Genomic DNA, 18,488 nt, shown 5'->3' with positions numbered 1-18,488 from the left:
TTCACACGGCTCGTGGCCTGCCGGCGCGACGCCTCGGAGCATCCGTACGTCTGGTGATCGAAAGGGCCGACAGTGCGGCGTCGACCGTCAACCCGGTGATGACCTGCACACCTTCCCGCCTGACTCGATCGCACCTTGAAGAATGCACTGTGCATTGTCGTCAAGTGCTCTGTGCACCCCACCTCACTCATGGCAAACTGCATCCCAACGGGCCCATGTGCAAAGGAGTTTGACGGTGTACCGGAGGGTTCGGAGCGCGCGCTCCCCAGGCCATCGACCGGCCGAAGGGCTTGGCGCGATGGATCGCCCGCCGACACCGTGCGCCCCTGTCGCAGGGCGGACCGCAGACCACCCCCCCAGCAAGTTCAGCGATGTCCCGGGGACGGACATCCACAAGGAGATGCAATGACCGCGCGTATCCACCATGTCGACCACGCCGCCGCCGACCTGGGCGATGAGAACTGGAACCGACCGTGGAGCGGACCCAACGGGGCCTCCTGCGTGGAGGCCAAGAAGCTCCCCGGAGGCAGGATCGCCCTGCGCCAGTCCAGCGATCCACACGGCCCGGCCCTGGTCTGCACCACGGAGGAGATGCGGGTCTTCATCCAGTGGGCGAAGGACGGCGGTGCCGACTTCCTGCTCTCCTGAGCCCGTGGCTCAAGAGGACGGCAGCGGCACGAAAAACCATTGGCACGCTCGAAAGGCCACTTGCTAGCGTGCTCACCGCCTCATCAGGCAGCCCGTTCCACCATGTCACCGGACCGCTCGGCCCGAGAAAGTAGTTGATGTATGCCCCGGCCCGTGCCGAGAAGGCCCCGCCGAACCGTGTACCGGTCCGGTCGCTGACCACAGCCTGATCACCGCTCCGACCCCGCCGTCTCCTCGGCGTGCGGTCGGCCGGTCCATCGAGGTCTCCGACACCGCATCCGCACCGGTGCGTCGCTCCGTCGCGCCCCGAGAACCGCGGCTCCCACCGCGCCTCACGGCCACGATTCGCCCAGGGCCGCTCGGCCTCCTCCTGCTGTCATCGCTTCATCACTTCAGCAAGGAGCACCGAGGGTGTCTTCACACAACTCGCATTCCCACGCCTCTGGCGGACCCACTTCCCACCCGAGCCCCGTCCAGCGGACGAAGACGTTCGACTGCGTACGCTGCGGACTTACCGTCAGTGAACTCGGACCCGATGGCACCGGGCGCAACCACTGCCCCAGCTGCCTGCACTCCCGGCACGTGCACGACCACGTCGAAGGCGGCGCTTCCGACTGCCGATCACGGATGACGCCCATCTCCATCGCCGTCCTCAGGAACGGCGACTGGATGGTGATCCACCGCTGCACCCGCTGCGACGAGCTCACCTCCAGCGCCATCTGCACCGACGACAACCAACTGATCCTCATGCGGATGGCCGTCCGACCGCTGGCACAGCCGCCCTTCCCCCTCGAACTCTTCGCCGAGCTGTGAGGGAACCGGAAGGACGGAGGACGACCATGCCACGACGCAAGGCACCGAACCACCGACAGCGCCCTGCACGCGCCCAACGGCACAAAGACGTGCTCCACGGACGCAACGGCAGCCAGGGAGAGGCGTTCAGATGTGTCGGCTGTCGGCTCGACGTGTCCGTGAGCGCGCCCGGAACGGCTCACCGCAACCACTGCCCGCACTGTCTGACCAGCCGCCACGTCGACCGTCGCGTACCCGGCGACCGCGATGCGACGTGCCGAGGACGGATGACGGCGCTGAGCATGGCGACACGGACCGACGGCGAATGGATGATCATCCATCAATGTCTGTCGTGCGGTGAACTCAGCTCCAATCGGATCGCTGGGGATGACAACGCCCTGGCCCTGGTGCGGATCGCGGTACGGCCACTGGCAGACGGCACCGTGCCGCTGCGGGTGCTGCTCACGCTCTGAAGCGCCATGACCTCCGGGTGCGCCGCGCCACCGCGGCCCGACGCGCCCGGAACGCTCGGCTGAGGACGACGCCACCATCGTGCGTACGTCCTCGGCCGAGCCCCATCCGGGAGGCACCCCCTGCCTCCCGGAAGCCCACTGCGGGCAGCTTCTTCCTCCCACCGCGGAATGGCATGACACGGCCCGTCAGGTGGGGGAGAGATCATTCTGTGCGCGAGCCCGGTCGTGACGGCCCGGCCGATGGTGTCGCTCCCGCTCCCTCGTACTGCTGGAAAGAGACTCACGATGACCAACTGGACCACCCATTCCGAAGCCCCCGAGGACAGGGCGGCGATCCACGAGATCAATGCCGCGGCCTTCTCCACCACGGCCGAAGCGGACCTGGTGGACGCACTCCGTGCAGACCCCGACGCATGGATCGACGGGCTGTCCTGGGTGGCCGCCGCCCCCGACGGGACACTTGCGGCACACGCCCTGCTCACGCGCTGTCATGTGGGCGGTCAGCCCGCACTGGCTCTCGCACCCTGTGCCGTGCTGCCCGCCCACCAGCGCAAGGGCGCGGGTTCCGCGGCCATTCGCGCCGCGCTCGCCGCCGCCGTCGAGCAGGGCGAGAGCCTGGTGGTCGTCCTCGGGCACGCCGACTACTATCCGCGCTTCGGATTCCTTCCGGCTTCCCGTTGGGGGATCCGTGCCCCGTTCGAGGTACCGGACGAGGCGATGATGGCGCTCGTCCTGGACTCGGACCGGCCCGTTCCATCCGGTGTGATCCGATACGCCGCGGCGTTCGGCGTGTGAACGACCCGACCCGTCTCCCCGTGCACGGCGGCCATGCACGGTGAGACGGGTCGCTCCCGGGTGTTCCTCGCGCGATGCGATGCCCGGCCGGTCCTCCGAAACAAAGACCCCCGACGCCGGGGCGGTGCCCGGACATCGGAGGTCTCGGCCGTGCTCAGTGCCGCCGAGATCGACGGCTGACCTGATCGGGTCGGCTACGGCTTGGTGGCCACGAAGCCCCACTGCTCCACCGGCTCCCCGGTGGGCGGCTCCTCGGGCCGCCACAGGCTGATCGAGCCGAAGCCCGGCTCCACGAGGTCGAGTCCGTCACTGAAGGAGCGCACCACATCGGCCTGGCGGGACTTGTAGGGCAGCGCCCCGCCGCTTTCGTACTCGTCCGATCCCGCGCTGGTCTCCGGCGTTTCGATCGTGTCGCACAGGATGAGGCAACTGCCGGAGGGGAAGGCTCCGAGATAGCTGTTCAACAAGGCCGCCGCTGCTTCGTCGTCCGTGACGTGGCCGAGGGTCGACAGGAGCATCAGGGCCACGGGCTGCTTGAGGTCGAGGGTCTTCTCCGCCTCGCGCAGCACGGTCTGGGAATCCGTGAGATCGGCGTGGATGTAGTTGGTCGAGCCCTCGGGCTTGCTGACCAACAGGGCACGGGCATGGGCGAGCACGATGGGATCGTTGTCCACATAGACGATGCGTGACTCCGGTGCGGACGCCTGGGCCACTTCGTGAGTGGAGTTGGCGGTGGGCAGCCCCGTACCCAGATCCAGGAACTGTCGTATGCCGCGCTCTTCGGCAACGTACCGCACAGCACGTGCCTGGAAGGCGCGGGAAGCACGGGCGATATCGATGATCTGCGGGAACATCTCCTCCATCCGTGCGCCCAGGGCCTGGTCGACGGGGTAGTTGTCCTTCCCACCCAGCCAGTAGTTCCACACCCGCGCCGAATGCGGCGTACTCGTGTCGATCCGATCTGCCGTGGGCTGAGCCTGCTGCTCCGCGTTCATCGAACTCTCCTTGTGTCAGCCCCCGCAGCACATACGGAGGCAGACCCATGGTTCCCCAGACTTCCTGCATAAGCCAGCGGCAAAGGCACACAACTCCGTTACGACAGCGCTCATCTGAGCTGTCGCAGGGTTCTCAAGGGCTCTGTGGCAAGGGCCTTGGGGCAGGCGGAACGGATCGAGACCGGTACGGGCGACAACCGGAACCCGGGGAGGCGGACGGTCGCTGGTGCCTCAACGGCGTTTGCCGAAGGATGGGCGGCCTCGCTGGCTACACATCGAGACCTTCGGTCAAGCGGGATCCCTGGCGAAAGCGTGGCCGGATCTCCTATCGACGGGGGACGGTAGGGAAGCACCGGGTGGCCACCCGCCCCGGTCCCCTCTACGGCGCTCAGCCATCTCGGGTACGAGGGATTCCACCAGCCCGGGGGATGCCGAACGGCCGAGCGGGGGCACCGCGGAAATCCCGTTCAATTCTGCAATGGTCCGGACCGGGGAAGCCGGGAGCTGGAATGGCAGGGCGCCTCGTCAGCGATCTGGACGAGGGGCCCGCATCCGGTGACGGACTTCTGCCGGGCGTCGGGACGGTTGAGGATGCACGAGCCGATCCGGCCCTGCGGAACGCAGACGCACTACGGCCGTGAATTAGAACGGTGAAGCATGAGCGGTAACCGGCTCCGTGCCGACTTTGAGATCATCGAGGCGAAGGACAATACCAGTCCATTGGACACCCCGAGAGCAACTCGGTCGCGAGAGCCCCGACCGCCACGGAGAGCGCATATGACACAAGGTCAAGTTCCGTCACCCAACGGAGTGTTGGGGCGCTCAGACCGTTCCGTTCGTGCGGGTTTCAAGGGTAGTCTCGTCGTCCCGGGGGCAGCCCCTGGTCTGATGAGGAAGAAAGGCGGAGCACGCAGCCGTGGCCAATGACCAAGGGGTCGAGAAGAACTCCATTCCCTTTGATGTACCCACCTCTGCCCGGGCCTATGGTTGGATGTTGGGCGGCAAGGACAACTACGAAGTAGATCGAAAATTTCTCCTCTCCACGCTTGCGGACTTCCCCGAGTGTGTGGACATCGCTCGCCAGAACCGTGAGTTCCTTTACCGGGCAGTCCGTTATCTGGCCCAAGAGCAGGGAATTCGTCAATTCATCGACATGGGCTGCGGGCTGCCGACCGACAACAACGTGCATCAGGTCGCCCAGAGATTCCAACCGGACGCCAAGGTCGTCTATGTGGACATCGATCCCATCGTCCTGGCCCACGGCCAAGCCCTCCTCGCCGACGACGCGAGCACCACGGTCATCACCGGCGACATGCGGAACCAGCAGACCATTCTTGGCCATCCCGAAGTGAACCGACTGATCGACTTCAAGGAGCCGGTCGCCGTCCTGTTCCTGTCCGTGGTGCACCACCTGGCCGATGTGGACGACCCGCGCAGCGTTCTCCGAACGGTCGTCGACAACGCCGCCCCGGGAAGCTACCTCTGCCTGTCCCAGGTGGTCTGCGACGATCCGGTGGCCGGTGCCGCGATGTCCGCCCACATCTCGGGACTGGGCATCCCCTGGCAGACCCGCACCCCCGGTGAGTTGGACGCCCTGCTGGACGGGCTGGAGCCGGTCGAACCCGGGTTGGTGAACCTGGCCGACTGGCGTCCCGACCCCGACCAGCCGGCGCTCGCCCCCGTACACCCGGCCCTCGCTCCTTACCTGGGTGCGACCTCGTCCACCCAGCGGGTCTATGAGTACGGCGGGGTGCTGCGCAAGGCATAGCCCTCTCGGGCAGCGTTTTCCGTTTGTGCGGCAAGCGGGAAGCGGTGTCCACCGTCGTCCGGACAGGCTGGCCGCCCGGTGTGAGGTGCACCTGACGACGCCCGGTCCACAGGGTGACGTCCGGGGACAGCAGTTCCATCAGGGTGTTGATGTCACCGCCGGTGGTGGCGGCGAAGGACCGCTCGGTGGCCTCGCGCTGGCGGGTCCGGTCGGCTGCTAAGCGCGGGCGCCGGGCCCGCACGTGCTTGCGGGCCCGGTGCGCTGCCTGACGCACCGCAGGTTCGGAACGTTCCACCGCCTCGGCGGATTTCGGCAGGGCTGAAGTCGAAGACCTCCTTGAGCACGAACACCGCGCGCTCCAGCGGGCTGAGCGTCTCCCCAACGCGTAACACGAGTGCACCAGGAGTGGATACCCCGCGTTCTCGGCCACTGTGCACACCCCCTGGCCAGGCGGAACCGGCCCAGGCGTGCCGATGGATCAGGTGGGGAAGGGATCGTCGCGTCCGACTCCGTTCCGTCGCGGGGCATATGGGTGCCACCCGGACGGGGTGCTCCCGGCCCGGGTCGGGCGGAGGCTGCTACCGACGAGAACAGCACCAGCCGTTTCCCGTGAAAGGAACTTCGCCTGTGCACAGGAAGTCGTCCATCGGTGTCGTCGAACCATCGCCCAGTCTGTTGGAGCGGATGCCGATCCTCCGTCGGTCGCTCGACCGGCTGGAGAGCAAGCCCCTCGCCTTCGGCCTGGTGATGTGGGCGTTCGGGCTGGCCCGACCGGTCTTCCTGGACCACGTCATCACTCCGGAGCCGGGCCGTGAGCTCAGCGAGGTACGGGCCCTGTTGGAGAACGGGCGCGAAGGGTACGCCGAACGCCTCACCGGCTTTCTGAAGCACTCCGAGCAGTTGGCGCGCATACCCCTCGACGGAGTGGAGAAGGGAGCCGTTCCGTACTGGGGCAACACCTGGTTGCCACCGCTCGACGCCTTGTCGCTCTACGGCATCCTGGCCGATGAACGCCCGGCCCGCTATCTGGAGATCGGGTCCGGCAACTCCACGAAGTTCGCCCGCCGCGCGATCGAGGACCTGGGGTTGGCCACGCACGTCACCTCCGTCGATCCCCAACCCCGCGCCGCCATCGACCACCTCTGCGACCGGGTCCTGCGCGTTCCCCTCCAGGACGTCGACCTGTCGGTCTTCGACGAACTGGAGGCGGGGGACGTCCTCTTCCTCGACGGCTCGCACCGGCTGCACATGGGATCGGACGTGATGAGGTTCTTCTTCGACGTCCTGCCGCGGCTGGCGCCCGGAGTCATCGTCCAGATCCACGACATCATGCTTCCCGGGGACTATCCGCCGTCGTGGCGTTGGCGCTACTACTCCGAGCAGTATCTGCTCGCGGCGCTCCTCACCGCAGCCCCCGAACGGTTCGACGTCCAACTGCCCAATGCGTTCATCCACACCGATCCCGAACTCAGCCGCATCGCGGAGCCGCTCTGGCGCACCCTGGGGGTGACGGATCACCAGAACCCCGGCTCGTTCTGGTGGCGCCACGCCGGTTGACGCCGGCATCGATCCGGATGCCGCCCGGGCTGCCGCACCTCGTGCGCGCGGTGGCCCGGCAGGCAGCGGCGGTGTCCGCTCCGGCCGGGGCGCGCACCCCTCTGTCCCCGCGCTAGCGCGAGCCGCTCCAGGCGGCCGGTACGAACGTCCAGAGCACTTCCGCCACCGACGCTCCCGTGTTGCGCCAGTTGTGCGGCTCGCGACCGGAGAAGGTGAGCGTGTCCCCTGAGGTCAGGGCGACCGTCCGACTGGTGAAGAAAACCGTGAGTTCCCCACTGATCACATGGAGCACCTCGACCTCGCAGTTGATCGTGTACAGGTCCTCGCCGCCGTCCGCCCCGGGTTCCAGTACGGAGCGCAGTAGCTGCACCCGTGACTGTCCGCGAGGTGTGATCATGCGGTCGACGACGCCACGCCCGCCCATGTTGATGTGGGGAGCGTCCGCCAAACGGACCACTTCGGTCTCCGCGTCCTCGAAGAGCGAACCCACGGGCAAGGAGAGCACCTGGCAGAGGGTGACCAGTGTCGCCACGCTCGGTGATGTCTCATCTCTTTCGACCCGGCTGACGAAACCCCTGGTCAGATTGGTTGCAGCCGCGACCTGCTCAATGGTGAGGCCCTGGGCCTGACGGCAGGCCCGCAGTCGCGCGCCGACGCGGACCGGGAGCGCGGACGGCGTTGGATGCAGCGCTTTCATGAAGTCCTCGCGTCGGTCGATCGATCGTCGACCACCCTTGACAGGGTGATAACCCAGAGCAACACTACCGGAATGTGAGTTGTCTAATAGGCATTCTTTGTTGTCTATGAGTGACTCCCCGTACGTAGAGATCCGAGGCTCCGATGAACGCTCCCGAATCCCCCATCGGCCCACCCGACGCCAGCGTCAATCCCCGCTATGCCGGGATTGCCACGTTTGCTCGGCTACCGCGTCTGGAGGACGTGCCACGGGCGGACATCGCCGTCGTCGGAGTCCCCTTCGACAGCGGGGTGAGCTATCGCCCCGGAGCCCGGTTCGGCCCCGCGCACATCCGCGAAGCGTCCCGACTCCTGCGCCCGTACAACCCGGCACAGGACGTCGAGCCCTTCTCCCAGCAGCAGATCGCCGACGCCGGCGACATCTCCGCCAATCCGTTCAACCTGACGGAGGCCGTCCAGCAGATCGAAGCCGCAGCGGAACAGCTCTCGGCCGACGGCAAGCGACTGCTGACCCTCGGCGGCGACCACACCATCGCGCTTCCGCTGCTGCGCGTCGCCGCCCGTCGCCACGGACCGGTCGCCGTCCTCCACTTCGACGCACACCTCGACACCTGGGACACCTACTTCGGGGCGCCCGTCACCCATGGCACCCCGTTCCGCCGTGCGTCGGAGGAAGGGCTCATCGACCTCACGGCCAGCACCCACGTCGGCATCCGCGGACCGCTGTACTCCCGCGACGACCTGCGGGACGACGAGCGACTCGGCTTCGCCGTCATCTCCAGCGTCGACATCGAGTCCGAAGGGCTTCCCCGAGCCGTCGAGCGTATGCTCGCCCGTCTCGGTGACCGTCCGGTCTACCTCTCCATCGACATCGACGTGCTCGATCCGGCCCATGCGCCCGGCACGGGAACCCCCGAGGCCGGCGGTATGACGAGTCGCGAACTGCTCGCCATGATCCGCGCACTGCGGGCGGTCAACCTCGTCGGTGCCGATGTCGTCGAGGTCGCCCCGGCCTATGACCACGCACAGCTCACGGCCGTAGCCGCCTCGCACGTCGCCTACGAGATCCTCTCGGCCATGACCCCAGCCAGCTCCGTCCACGCCGGCTAGCCGGCCTGTTCACCGGGAGGACAACGATGTCTTCACCAGAGATCGCACCCCAGCGCGACAGCGTGATCGAGCAACACTCGATCGACTACGTACCCAGTTCGGAGCGCCACGGGAAGGTGTGGCACCAGGGCCCCTTCTGGTTCACGGGCAACTTCGTCCTGCCGACCATGGTCGCCGGATTCGTCGGACCCGCCATGGGACTCAGCGTCGGATTCAGCGTGCTCGCCATCGTCCTTGGCGTCGGGTTCGGCACCTTCTTCATGGCCTTCCACGCCAACCAGGGCCCGCGGATGGGCCTGCCGCAGATGATCCAGTCGCGAGCGCAGTTCGGCAGCCGCGGTGCCTCCGTGCCGTTCGCCGCGACCGTGTTCGTCTACGTCGGCTTCCTCGTCTTCGACACCGTCCTCGCGGCCCAGGGCATCGGGCTGCTGCTCCCCGACAACAAACTCTTCTGGTACCCGCTGCTCATCGCGGTCTCCATCGTCATCGCGGTGGTCGGCCACGATCTGCTCCACTTCGTCCAGCGCTGGTTGACCTACGCGCTGATCGTGGTGTTCGCGATCCTCACCGTGGTCGCCATCGTGCACTACTCCTCCAACCCGCTCGTCGAGGGCGCCCCCGCCGCCGACGCGGGATGGGACACCACGGCGTTCCTCGTGCAGATCTCCCTCGCCGCCGGGTACAACATCAGCTACTCGGTGTACGTCTCCGACTACACCCGCTACCTGCCGGCGAAGGTGCCCGCGGGCAAGCTGATCACCGCGGTGTACGCGGGCGCCACCTTCTCCGCGGTCTGGCTGATGTCCCTCGGCTCGATCCTCGCCAGCTACATCCCGAACCCCGACCCGATCCTCGCCCTGCGCGAAGTGGGAGACCTCGTCTTCCCCGGCTTCGGACTGATCGCGGTGATGGTCTCCGTCCTGGCGCTGATCTCCATCATGGGAGTCAACGCCTACGGCGCCATGCTCACGGGAACCAGTGCGGTCGACGGGTTCAAGAAGGTCCGCCCGACGGTAGGCCTGCGGGTCATCGGCCTCACCGTCGTCGGCATCGCCACCCTCATCGTGGCCCTGCTGATCCCCGACGACTACATCGGAAGCTTCAACAACTTCGTCCTGTTGATGCTGTACTTCCTCGTCCCGTGGACCGCGGTCAACCTCGTCGACTTCTACTTCGTACGCCGGGGTGGATACGCCATTGCGGAGATCCTCAAGCCGAACGGCATCTACGGCTACTGGGCGTGGCAAGGCGTCGTCGCGTACATCGTGGGATTCGCGGCGATGATCCCGTTCTTCTCGACCAGCTTCTACGTGGGCCCGGTCGCTGACGCCCTGGGCGGAGCGGACTTCTCGTTCGCCATCGGACTCGTCGTCGCCGGCGGGCTCTACCTCCTCCTGGCGCGCACCATCGACCACGACGCGGAGACCGCGGCGCGCGCCGCCAGCGAGGCCGAACTGGAGGGAACGCACCGATGACCGCGGCATCCGCACCCAGCACCGTCACCGTCGCCTGCTGTCAGCTCGCCCCGGAGGTCGGTCGGACGACTGACAACCGGGCGCGCATCGAGACGGCCGTTCGGGCTGCTGCCGGGAAGGGCGCCGACATCGTCGTCCTTCCCGAGCTCGCCAACTCGGGCTATGTCTTCGAGAGCGCCGACGAACTGCTCTCACTGGCCGAGCCGATCGACGGTCCCACCATCCGGGAGTGGGAAGCACTGGCGAGGGAACTGCGGCTGGTGATCGTCAGTGGCTTCGCCGAACTGGGTGCGGACGGCCGCGCCTACAACAGCGGCGTCCTCATCGACGAGACCGGGCTCCGCGCGGCCTACCGCAAGGCACACCTGTGGAACGCCGAGAAGACCTGGGGCTTCACTCCCGGCGACGGCCTCCCCCCGGTCGTCGACACGCCCTTCGGTCGGATCGGCCTGATGGTCTGCTACGACCTGGAGTTTCCGGAGTGGGTCCGCAAGGTGGCCTTGGCCGGCGCCGAGCTGCTGTGCGGACCGGTGAACTGGCCGCTGTACCCCCGTCCGGAAGGTGAACGTCCCGGTGAGGTCGTCCGGATCCAGGCCGATGCCGCGGTGAACCGGATGTTCGTTGCGGTCGCGGACCGCGTGGGCCCGGAGCGCGGGCAGCACTGGCTCGGCGGCACGGTGATCGTGGACCCGGACGGCTACCCCCTCACCCCACTGCACCTGGGAGAGGAAGCCATCGTCACGGCGTCGGTGGTGCTGACCGAGGCCCGGAACAAGGCCATCAGCGAACGCAACGATGTGCACGGCGACCGGCGTCCGGAACTGTACGAGCAGATCGGATCGGAACCGTCATGACCACCACGACCATCGCCATCGTCCAACAGCCACCCGCACTCCTCGACCTGGACGAGTCACTGCGCCGCGCGGCCGTCCATGTGACGGCCGCCGCGGAGGCGGGTGCGGCACTCGTCGTGTTCCCCGAGACCTGGTTGACCTGCTACCCCGCCTGGGTGTTCGGCCTGGCGGGTTGGCGCGACACCACCGCCCAGCACTGGCACGCGCGACTGCTGGAACAGAGTCCCGTGCTCGACCACACCGGGGGAGTGGACGACGACCTCGCCCCCGTGCGCGCGGCGGCGCGCGATGCCGGTGTGACCGTGGTGCTGGGGCTGAACGAGCGCCCGGCGCGGACCAGCGGCTCGCTCTACAACTCCCTCATCACCATCGGCCCGGACGGCCGCACCCTCAACCTGCACCGCAAGCTCACACCGACCCACACCGAACGCATCGTCTGGGCCCCGGGCGACGGGGCCGGCCTGCAAGTCGTCGAGACCCCGGCGGGGCGGGTCGGCGGACTCATCTGCTGGGAGCACTTCAGCCCGCTGACACGGCAGGCGCTGCACGCACAGAACGAGGAGCTCCACGTCGCGGCCTGGCCGGACATGCCCGACAGCCACACGATCGCAGCCCGCTCGTACGCATTGGAGGGGCGCTGCTTCGTCGTCTCCGCGGGACAGATCCTGTCGACGGACGACCTGCCGGCGGATCTGCTCGACGCCTATCGTGCGGGTGTCGGCCCGGACGCCGTGGACGACGGACTGATCTTCACGGGCGGCTCCAGCGTGGCCGCGCCCGATGGTTCCTGGCTGGTCGAGCCGGTCTTCGACCAGGCACGCATCATCACGGCGACGGTCGAGCTCGACCGCCGGTACCGGGAATCGCTCGATCTCGACGTCGCGGGTCACTACGCACGGCCGGACGTGTTCCAGCTCTCCATCGACCGCCGTAGGCGCGACACCGGAGTCACCTTCACCGACTGACGCCCCGGCGGCCGGCTCCGCACGGAAGGAGGTGGGTCCTGTCCCGACCGGGACGGGCCCCACCCCCATGACGTCGGGCTCGGACAGCCAGCCCGGCGGCGAACGCTGTCGGACGCTCCGGTCCGATGCCGTTCGCTCCGCCCGGGTCAGATCACGCCCTGCGCCAACATAGCCTCCGCGACCCGTTCGAAGCCGGCGATGTTCGCCCCGGTGACGTAGTTGCCGGGCTGCCCGTACCGCTCGGCCGTTTCGTGGCACCCGTCGTGGATGTGCCGCATGATCTCCGCGAGCCGTTCCTCCGTGTGCTCGAACGACCACGAGTCCCGGGACGCGTTCTGCTGCATCTCCAGCGCACTGGTCGCCACCCCGCCAGCGTTGGCCGCCTTGCCGGGACCGAAGGCGATGCCTGCCTGCTGGAGCACCCGCACGCCCTCGGGCGTGGTGGGCATGTTCGCGCCCTCCGCGACGGCCTTGACACCGTTGCGAACCAGGGCCAGCGCATCGGTCTCGTACAGCTCGTTCTGGGTCGCGCACGGCAGGGCGACGTCGCACGGAACCTGCCACACCCCGGCACCCGCGATGAAGCGGGCGCTGGTGCCGCGCCGCTCCGCGTAGTCCGCCACCCGGCCCCGCTCCACGTTCTTGATCTGCTTGAGCAGGTCGAGGTCGATGCCCTTCTCGTCCACCACGAACCCGTCGGAGTCCGAGCACGTGACCACGGTGGCACCCAGCTGCTGGGCCTTCTCGATCGCGTAGACGGCGACGTTGCCCGAACCGGACACCGTGACCCGCTGCCCGTCGAAGTCCTCTCCGAACGTCTGCAACATCTGCTGGGTGAAGAGGACACAGCCGTATCCCGTGGCTTCGGTGCGGGCCTGCGCCCCTCCCCAGCCTGTGCCCTTGCCGGTGAGGACGCCCGACTCGTAGCGGTTGGTGATCCGCTTGTACTGTCCGAACAGATAGCCGATCTCACGCTGGCCCACCCCGATGTCACCCGCCGGCACATCGGTGTACTCGCCGAGATGGCGATGGAGCTCGGTCATCAACGACTGACAGAACCGCATGATCTCGGCGTCCGAGCGGTTCTTGGGGTCGAAGTCGCTGCCGCCCTTGCCGCCGCCGAGGGGCATTCCGGTCAGCGCGTTCTTGAAGATCTGCTCGAAGCCCAGGAACTTGACGATTCCGAGGTTCACCGAAGGGTGGAACCGCAGACCGCCCTTGAAGGGGCCCAGAGCGCTGTTGAACTCGATTCGAAAGCCCCGGTTGACCTGTACCTCGCCGGAGTCGTCCACCCACGGCACCCGGAAGATCAGCTGCCGCTCCGGCTCGCAGATCCGCTCAATGATCTTTGCATCGGCGAACTCCGGGCGTTGGGTGAAAACCGGCCCCAAACTGTCCAGGACCTCCCGCACGGTCTGGTGGAATTCGGCTTCTCCGGGGTTGCGGCTGAGTACCTGCGCATACAGGGGTTCGAGTGCACGGGTCTGTGCTTCGCTCGACGATCCGGCGGGGGAAAGGGGGGATTGCGCCATCGGCTATCGGACTCCTCGGCACGTCAGTGAGGAGAGCCGCGGCTGTGTGGCTCGACCGGTCGTCGTTGACCGGGACCGCCCGTCCGCCCGGTGGACCGGGGCCGACGGCACAGGAGCGGCTCTCCAGAGAAAGGATGTGCGTTGAAACGATACGCGCAGATGTCGCGATTGCAGCGGATGGACGGAGTTTGTGCGATGGCGAACGGAGAGGTCGACCACGGGGGAGAGCCGCCGGACCCGGACGAAGGGTGCCCGGACCGGCGGGGTCGCCGCGGTCAGAGGTTGCGATAGGGCGGGGCGGCCGGTGGCGGTCCCAGAGTGGTGGTGCCGGGTGCCGCGCGATGACCGAGCCCCGTGCGATACACGTCCAGGGCCGCTTCGACGCGTCCGCTGCGGCGTAGGAGGTCGCCGAGCAGCCGGCAGAGATCGGCGAGATCACCGGTGGCACCGCTGCGCTCCAACAGCGCCAGCGCCACGACGTAGTGCTCCTCGGCCTCCTCGATGTCCCCGCGCTCCTCGGCGATCAACCCCAGCAGGCGGCGGGCCCCGCCCGCATGGACCGCCCCGTGCCGGTCGCCGAGTTCCAGCAGCGTCGCCACCAGCTCGGCCGCTTCGTCGTACCGGCCCAAACGGCGCAGGACATCGGCCAGCTCCACCTCCACTTGGGCGGTGTAGAGCGTGGCGCGCTTCTCGGTGAGCATGTCCCTCGCGATGCGCAACTCATGCTCGGCCGGGTCGAGTTCACCGTTCTGGGCGTGGACGTAGCCGCGCATCCAGTGGCAGTGCGCCAGATCGGTGTGCAGTCTCAGTTGGCGGTAGATCGCCTGAGCCTTGGCCAGCGAAGCATCGGCGTCGGCGGTGCGCCCTTCGGCGAGGAAGGTGCGGGCGACCTGTCGGTACATGCCCGCCACGAGCGCCGGGTCGTTGACGTGAGGCGTCAGCGCCAGGGCGAGTTCGGCCGCGTGGGCGGCACGGGCATGGGCGCCCATGTCGATGTAGGGCCCGATGACGGCGGTGTAGAGCAGTACGAGCGCCTCGGGGTCGGCCAGACCGCTCGCACTGAGCTCATCGATGGTGGATTCCAGCAGGTAACAGGCGTACCGCAGTTCACCGGCCAGTAAATGCGCCACGGCCCGGCCACGGATCGCCCGGCATCTGCGCGGCAGCGATTGATCCCCCAGCAGCCGTTCCGCTTCCTCGAAGTGAAGCCGGGCGGCCTCCAGCTCACCGGTCTCCAGCCCGCAGTCACCGAGCCCGAGCAGGGCTTCGGCCTGTTCGGGTACGAGGGCGAGGTGCTCGGCGTCCGTCAGGAGTCGGCGGTAGCGGACGGCGGCCTCGTCGGCGGCGCCGGTGGCGAGTTGCTGCTGTGCGTCCGTCAGGGCGAGGCGCAACTCCGTGGCCAGCCGCGCGGGGCGCCCGGTGGACAGTTCCTCGAATGACGTCCCGAGTCGTTCGGCGAAGAACCTCAGGGCGGTCTCCGACGGTCGGACCTTGCCGGACTCCAGGGTGGAGACGTACGCGGGTGTGTAGGAGGGGTGGGCCAGTTGTCGCTGTGTCAGACCCAGTTCCTTGCGCAGTCGCTGTACGCGGCGACCGATCTCGGCCGGTTCGTCCATGGGGACCCCCTCGTAGCGTGACTGCCCAGTATTCAGGGCTGGCAGACCATTGCGCATGTCCCACCCACCGCCCTAACTTAAGCATCCAGTTCATTTGAGTTAACACGCTACTTAACTTCTTCTTGGGGAGAGGAACCGATGCGCTCAGCTCTGCGCAGAGCCATGACCGCGGCCGGAGTGGTCACCGCGGTCACCGCCGTACTGGCCGCCGTACCCGGTGCGGCGACTGCCGCTCCGACTCCGCCGGCCCCGGCCACCGTCGAGGTGGAGATACCCGGTCCGGAGCACGGCACGGCAGCTGGCTCCGGCCACACTCTCGTCCCCCAAAGTGGCCAGAACCGACCGCAAGCACGTCTCTCCGCTGCCGAGAAGGCGGAGGACGGGCAGATCAGCAAGCTGATGGACAACGGTTCCACGGCCGACCGCCTGGACATCGTCATCGTCGGCGACGGCTACACGGCCGCGGAACTGCCCCAGTTCCACACCGACGCCAAGGAGATCTGGGCCGAGACGGCAGCCGTGGAGCCGTACACGACGTACCGGAACCTCTTCAACATCTGGACGGTGGACGCCGTGTCCAACCAGTCCGGGGTCACCGGTGACCCCGACCGGGGCACGGTCCGAGACACCGCACTCGGCTCGTACTTCTGGTGCGGCGACATCGAGCGGCTGCTCTGCATCGACCAGGAGAAGGTCGACCGGTACGTCGCCAAGGCCCCCGAGGCCGATCTGGTGATCGTCCTCGCCAACAGCACCAAATACGGCGGCGCCGGCTACAACGTGCCCAGCGCAACCCTCGGATACGAAGGCATCTCCACCGCATCGGCCGGCAACGACAAGTCCGGCCAGGTGGCCATCCACGAGACCGGGCACTCGCTTGGCAAGCTCGCCGACGAGTACTTCTACCCCGGTTACCCGGGCTACGAGCGCTACACAGGACCCGAGCCCGCCGACTCCAACATCTCCACGCTCACGGCCGCGGACATCGCAGCCCAGCGCACCAAGTGGCACCGTTGGCTCGGCGAGCCGTCACCGGACGGCGGGACGATCGGCGCCTTCGAAGGCGGCGGCTACTTCGTCCAGGGCCTGTACCGGCCCACGGACAACTCCCTGATGCGCTCGGTCGGCAAGCCGTTCAACCTGCCCGGTGTCGAAGCCATGATCGCCGGCTTCTACCGCCATGCGAAGCCGCTCACCGCCGTGACCCCGACGGACCGCACCCTGCGCTTGCGGCACACCGTCAAGACGACGGTCCCCGCGCTCACAGGAGCGGACGGACGCCAGTTGAAGATCCGCTGGTTCCTCGACGGCAAGGAACTCAAGCGCCTCGCGGGCCGCACCCAGGTACGGGTCTCCGACGTGGCCCTGCGCCTGCTCGACTTGCGTACCCACAAGCTGACGGTCACCGTCGACGACCGCACCCCTGCGGTCCGCGACCCCGAGATCGCGGCGACCATGAAGTCCGCGATCACATGGAAGGTCCGTCTATGACCTCCGCCCACCAACTCGTCGGCCGGTGGCAGCACCGCCACCGGCCGACGGCCTTGCTGTGGGACGCTCGAACCAGCCGACCCGCCCGAGTGCCCGGGAGGCCGCGCATCCGGTCGTCGAGCGGCACCGGCCACGACGTTCGGCGCCCACGGTTCGACCCCCGCGCGGACGCCGATGCCGAAGTGCGGAAACACGCTCGGATGATGGCAGTATCAGGGGATGACTGAGTTGATCGCGGCGTGCGACGGTGCGTCGAAGGGCAACCCCGGCCCCGCCGCCTGGGCATGGGTGATCGCCGACGAGACAGCGCACGCAGTGCACCGCTGGCAGGCGGGGCCGTTGGGGAAGGCCACCAACAACGTGGCGGAGTTGACCGCACTGCGGGAACTGCTCCGGGCGACCGAACCCACGGTGGCACTCCAGGTGCGCATGGACTCGCAGTACGCGATGAAGGCGGTTACCACCTGGCTGCCGGGCTGGCGCCGCAACAACTGGCGCACTTCGTCAGGGAAGCCGGTGGCCAATCAGGAACTGGTCGTCGAGATCGACGCGCTGTTGGCCGGGCGCGAGGTCGACTTCGTCTTCACGCCCGCCCACCAGGTCGACGGCGACCCCCTGAACGCAGCCGCCGACCGCGCTGCCAGCCACTGCGCCCGCACTCAGGAGCCGATCGGATCCGCACTCGGATCTCCGCTGCCGCCACCCGAATCCGCGTCCGCACCTCGTGCGGGGGCTCCTGACGGCGGTGTGCCCCGCCCGGCGCGGTCGCGCCCGGCTCGCTCCGGTGCGTCGTTGAAGGCCAGGTTCGCCGGCCGCTGCCGCTGTGGTCAGCCCTATGCGAAGGGCGAGAGCATCAGCAAGAACCCGGAAGGTTGGGGCCATCCCGCCTGTGCCGCCTCCGGATAGGCGGTACGGGCTCGTCGCCGGCTATGGAGGCCGTACCGTTGCTGCTACCGACCGCCTGACACCTCCAGCACCGTGCCCGTCACGTAGGAGGCACCTTCCGAGAGCAGCCAGGCCACCGCTTCGGCGACTTCCTCCGGACGGCCGGGGCGGCCCATCGGAATGGTCGACGACAGACGTTCGGGCCGCCCGGGCTCCCCGGCGCGGGCGTGGATGGTGGTGTCGATGATCCCGGGGGCGACCACGTTGACGCGGATGTTCTCGCCGGCGAGTTCTTTGGCGAGGCCCACGCTCAACGTTTCTAGGGCGGCCTTGCTCGCCGCGTAGCTGACGTACTCGCCCGGAGAGCCGAGACGGGCGGCGATCGACGAGACATTGACGATGGACGCGCTCCCGGTGCGTCCGGACCACCGCCTGGCGGCCTCGCGACAGAGCCGTACGGGCCCGATCAGGTTGACATCGACGATCCGGCGCAGGTCGACGTCGGTGAGATCCACGAGGGGACCGAGACGTCCGGTGATCCCGGCGTTGTTCACCAATCCGACCACCGACCCCAACCGTTCGGCCGCGTCGAAGATCCGTACGGGCGCGTCGTCATCGGTGACGTCGGCCTTCACCGCGACTGCGGAACGACCGACGGCCGTCAACTCGCGTTCGAAAGACTGGGCCTCGTCATCCGAGGCGGAGTGTGTGAAGGCGACGGCGAGTCCATCGGCACCGAGCCGTTCCACGATGCTGCGTCCGATGCCCCGACTGCCACCCGTGACGATCACGACAGGACTCGGGGTCGCCCCTGGGCTTACGTTCATGGTGGGGAC

Annotated in this window: 17 protein-coding genes and 1 pseudogene; 12 read left to right on the top strand and 6 right to left on the bottom strand. The window is 67.9% G+C overall.

Going from position 1 to position 18,488, the window contains the following annotated elements:
- The first annotated feature begins 405 nt into the window (after positions 1–405).
- The 4 genes from ABZ348_RS23635 to ABZ348_RS23620 all read left to right on the top strand — a co-directional run bounded on the left by ABZ348_RS23635 (position 406) and on the right by ABZ348_RS23620 (position 2,708).
- Complete coding sequence (locus ABZ348_RS23635) at positions 406–648, top strand: DUF397 domain-containing protein (protein WP_358936114.1); 243 nt, start codon at positions 406–408, stop codon at positions 646–648.
- Positions 649–1,059: 411 nt separating this feature from the next.
- Positions 1,060–1,461, top strand: a complete 402-nt coding sequence (locus tag ABZ348_RS23630; RefSeq protein ID WP_358936112.1) for an RNHCP domain-containing protein — start codon at positions 1,060–1,062, stop codon at positions 1,459–1,461.
- Positions 1,462–1,487: 26 nt separating this feature from the next.
- Positions 1,488–1,913 carry an RNHCP domain-containing protein gene (locus ABZ348_RS23625; RefSeq protein WP_358936110.1) on the top strand — a complete coding sequence of 142 codons (426 nt, stop codon included), beginning with the start codon at positions 1,488–1,490 and terminating at the stop codon, positions 1,911–1,913.
- A 285-nt stretch (positions 1,914–2,198) separates the two neighbouring features.
- Positions 2,199–2,708 carry an N-acetyltransferase gene (locus ABZ348_RS23620; RefSeq protein ID WP_358936108.1) on the top strand — a complete coding sequence of 170 codons (510 nt, stop codon included), beginning with the start codon at positions 2,199–2,201 and terminating at the stop codon, positions 2,706–2,708.
- A gap of 194 nt (positions 2,709–2,902) precedes the next feature.
- On the opposite strand, the gene ABZ348_RS23615 is transcribed toward ABZ348_RS23620, so the two are convergent.
- Positions 2,903–3,703 carry an SAM-dependent methyltransferase gene (locus ABZ348_RS23615; protein WP_358936106.1) on the bottom strand — a complete coding sequence of 267 codons (801 nt, stop codon included), beginning with the start codon at positions 3,701–3,703 and terminating at the stop codon, positions 2,903–2,905.
- Between the two features lie 916 nt (positions 3,704–4,619).
- On the opposite strand from ABZ348_RS23615, the gene ABZ348_RS23610 reads away from it, so the two are divergent.
- Positions 4,620–5,471, top strand: a complete 852-nt coding sequence (locus tag ABZ348_RS23610) for an SAM-dependent methyltransferase (protein ID WP_358936104.1) — start codon at positions 4,620–4,622, stop codon at positions 5,469–5,471.
- Positions 5,472–5,574: 103 nt separating this feature from the next.
- On the opposite strand, the pseudogene ABZ348_RS23605 reads toward ABZ348_RS23610, so the two are convergent.
- Positions 5,575–5,863: pseudogene (locus ABZ348_RS23605) on the bottom strand (sigma factor-like helix-turn-helix DNA-binding protein); the annotation flags it as partial.
- Between the two features lie 235 nt (positions 5,864–6,098).
- Between ABZ348_RS23605 and ABZ348_RS23600 the strand changes: the two are divergent.
- Positions 6,099–7,028, top strand: coding sequence for a class I SAM-dependent methyltransferase (locus ABZ348_RS23600; protein WP_358936102.1), 930 nt, complete (start codon positions 6,099–6,101; stop codon positions 7,026–7,028).
- 112 nt (positions 7,029–7,140) lie between these two features.
- On the opposite strand, the gene ABZ348_RS23595 is transcribed toward ABZ348_RS23600, so the two are convergent.
- Complete coding sequence (locus ABZ348_RS23595) at positions 7,141–7,725, bottom strand: helix-turn-helix domain-containing protein (RefSeq protein ID WP_358936100.1); 585 nt, start codon at positions 7,723–7,725, stop codon at positions 7,141–7,143.
- A gap of 143 nt (positions 7,726–7,868) precedes the next feature.
- On the opposite strand from ABZ348_RS23595, the gene speB reads away from it, so the two are divergent.
- Genes speB through ABZ348_RS23575 form a run of 4 tightly spaced genes read left to right on the top strand, consistent with a single transcriptional unit; the run spans position 7,869 to position 12,128 of the window.
- Entirely contained in the window at positions 7,869–8,834 is a 966-nt protein-coding gene (gene speB / locus ABZ348_RS23590; RefSeq protein WP_358936098.1) for an agmatinase, read from the top strand.
- Between the two features lie 26 nt (positions 8,835–8,860).
- Complete coding sequence (locus ABZ348_RS23585) at positions 8,861–10,309, top strand: cytosine permease (RefSeq protein WP_358936096.1); 1,449 nt, start codon at positions 8,861–8,863, stop codon at positions 10,307–10,309.
- Entirely contained in the window at positions 10,306–11,163 is an 858-nt protein-coding gene (locus tag ABZ348_RS23580; protein ID WP_358936094.1) for a nitrilase family protein, read from the top strand. The genes ABZ348_RS23585 and ABZ348_RS23580 overlap by 4 nt, the downstream gene beginning before the upstream one ends.
- Complete coding sequence (locus ABZ348_RS23575) at positions 11,160–12,128, top strand: carbon-nitrogen hydrolase family protein (protein ID WP_358936092.1); 969 nt, start codon at positions 11,160–11,162, stop codon at positions 12,126–12,128. Before ABZ348_RS23580 ends, ABZ348_RS23575 begins: the two co-directional genes overlap by 4 nt.
- 146 nt (positions 12,129–12,274) lie before the next feature.
- On the opposite strand, the gene gdhA is transcribed toward ABZ348_RS23575, so the two are convergent.
- On the bottom strand, positions 12,275–13,660 hold the full coding sequence (gene gdhA, locus ABZ348_RS23570; RefSeq protein WP_358936090.1) for an NADP-specific glutamate dehydrogenase: 1,386 nt from the start codon (positions 13,658–13,660) through the stop codon (positions 12,275–12,277).
- A 275-nt stretch (positions 13,661–13,935) separates the two neighbouring features.
- A complete protein-coding gene (locus tag ABZ348_RS23565; protein WP_358936089.1) occupies positions 13,936–15,276 on the bottom strand; it encodes a helix-turn-helix transcriptional regulator in 1,341 nt (446 codons plus the stop codon).
- 138 nt (positions 15,277–15,414) lie between these two features.
- On the opposite strand from ABZ348_RS23565, the gene ABZ348_RS23560 reads away from it, so the two are divergent.
- Complete coding sequence (locus ABZ348_RS23560) at positions 15,415–16,767, top strand: M64 family metallopeptidase (protein ID WP_358936087.1); 1,353 nt, start codon at positions 15,415–15,417, stop codon at positions 16,765–16,767.
- 219 nt (positions 16,768–16,986) lie between these two features.
- Positions 16,987–17,673, top strand: a complete 687-nt coding sequence (locus ABZ348_RS23555; RefSeq protein ID WP_358936085.1) for a ribonuclease H — start codon at positions 16,987–16,989, stop codon at positions 17,671–17,673.
- Positions 17,674–17,717: 44 nt separating this feature from the next.
- Here ABZ348_RS23555 and ABZ348_RS23550 read toward each other — a convergent pair whose 3' ends face one another.
- Complete coding sequence (locus ABZ348_RS23550; protein ID WP_358936083.1) at positions 17,718–18,479, bottom strand: SDR family oxidoreductase; 762 nt, start codon at positions 18,477–18,479, stop codon at positions 17,718–17,720.
- Between the last annotated feature and the right edge of the window lie 9 nt (positions 18,480–18,488).

It is taken from the genome of Streptomyces sp. NPDC005963 (assembly GCF_040638655.1).
Classification (GTDB): Bacteria; Actinomycetota; Actinomycetes; order Streptomycetales; family Streptomycetaceae; genus Streptomyces.
The sequence above is the reverse complement of the archived record's forward strand: the minus strand, read 5'-3'. Positions and strand labels throughout refer to the sequence as shown.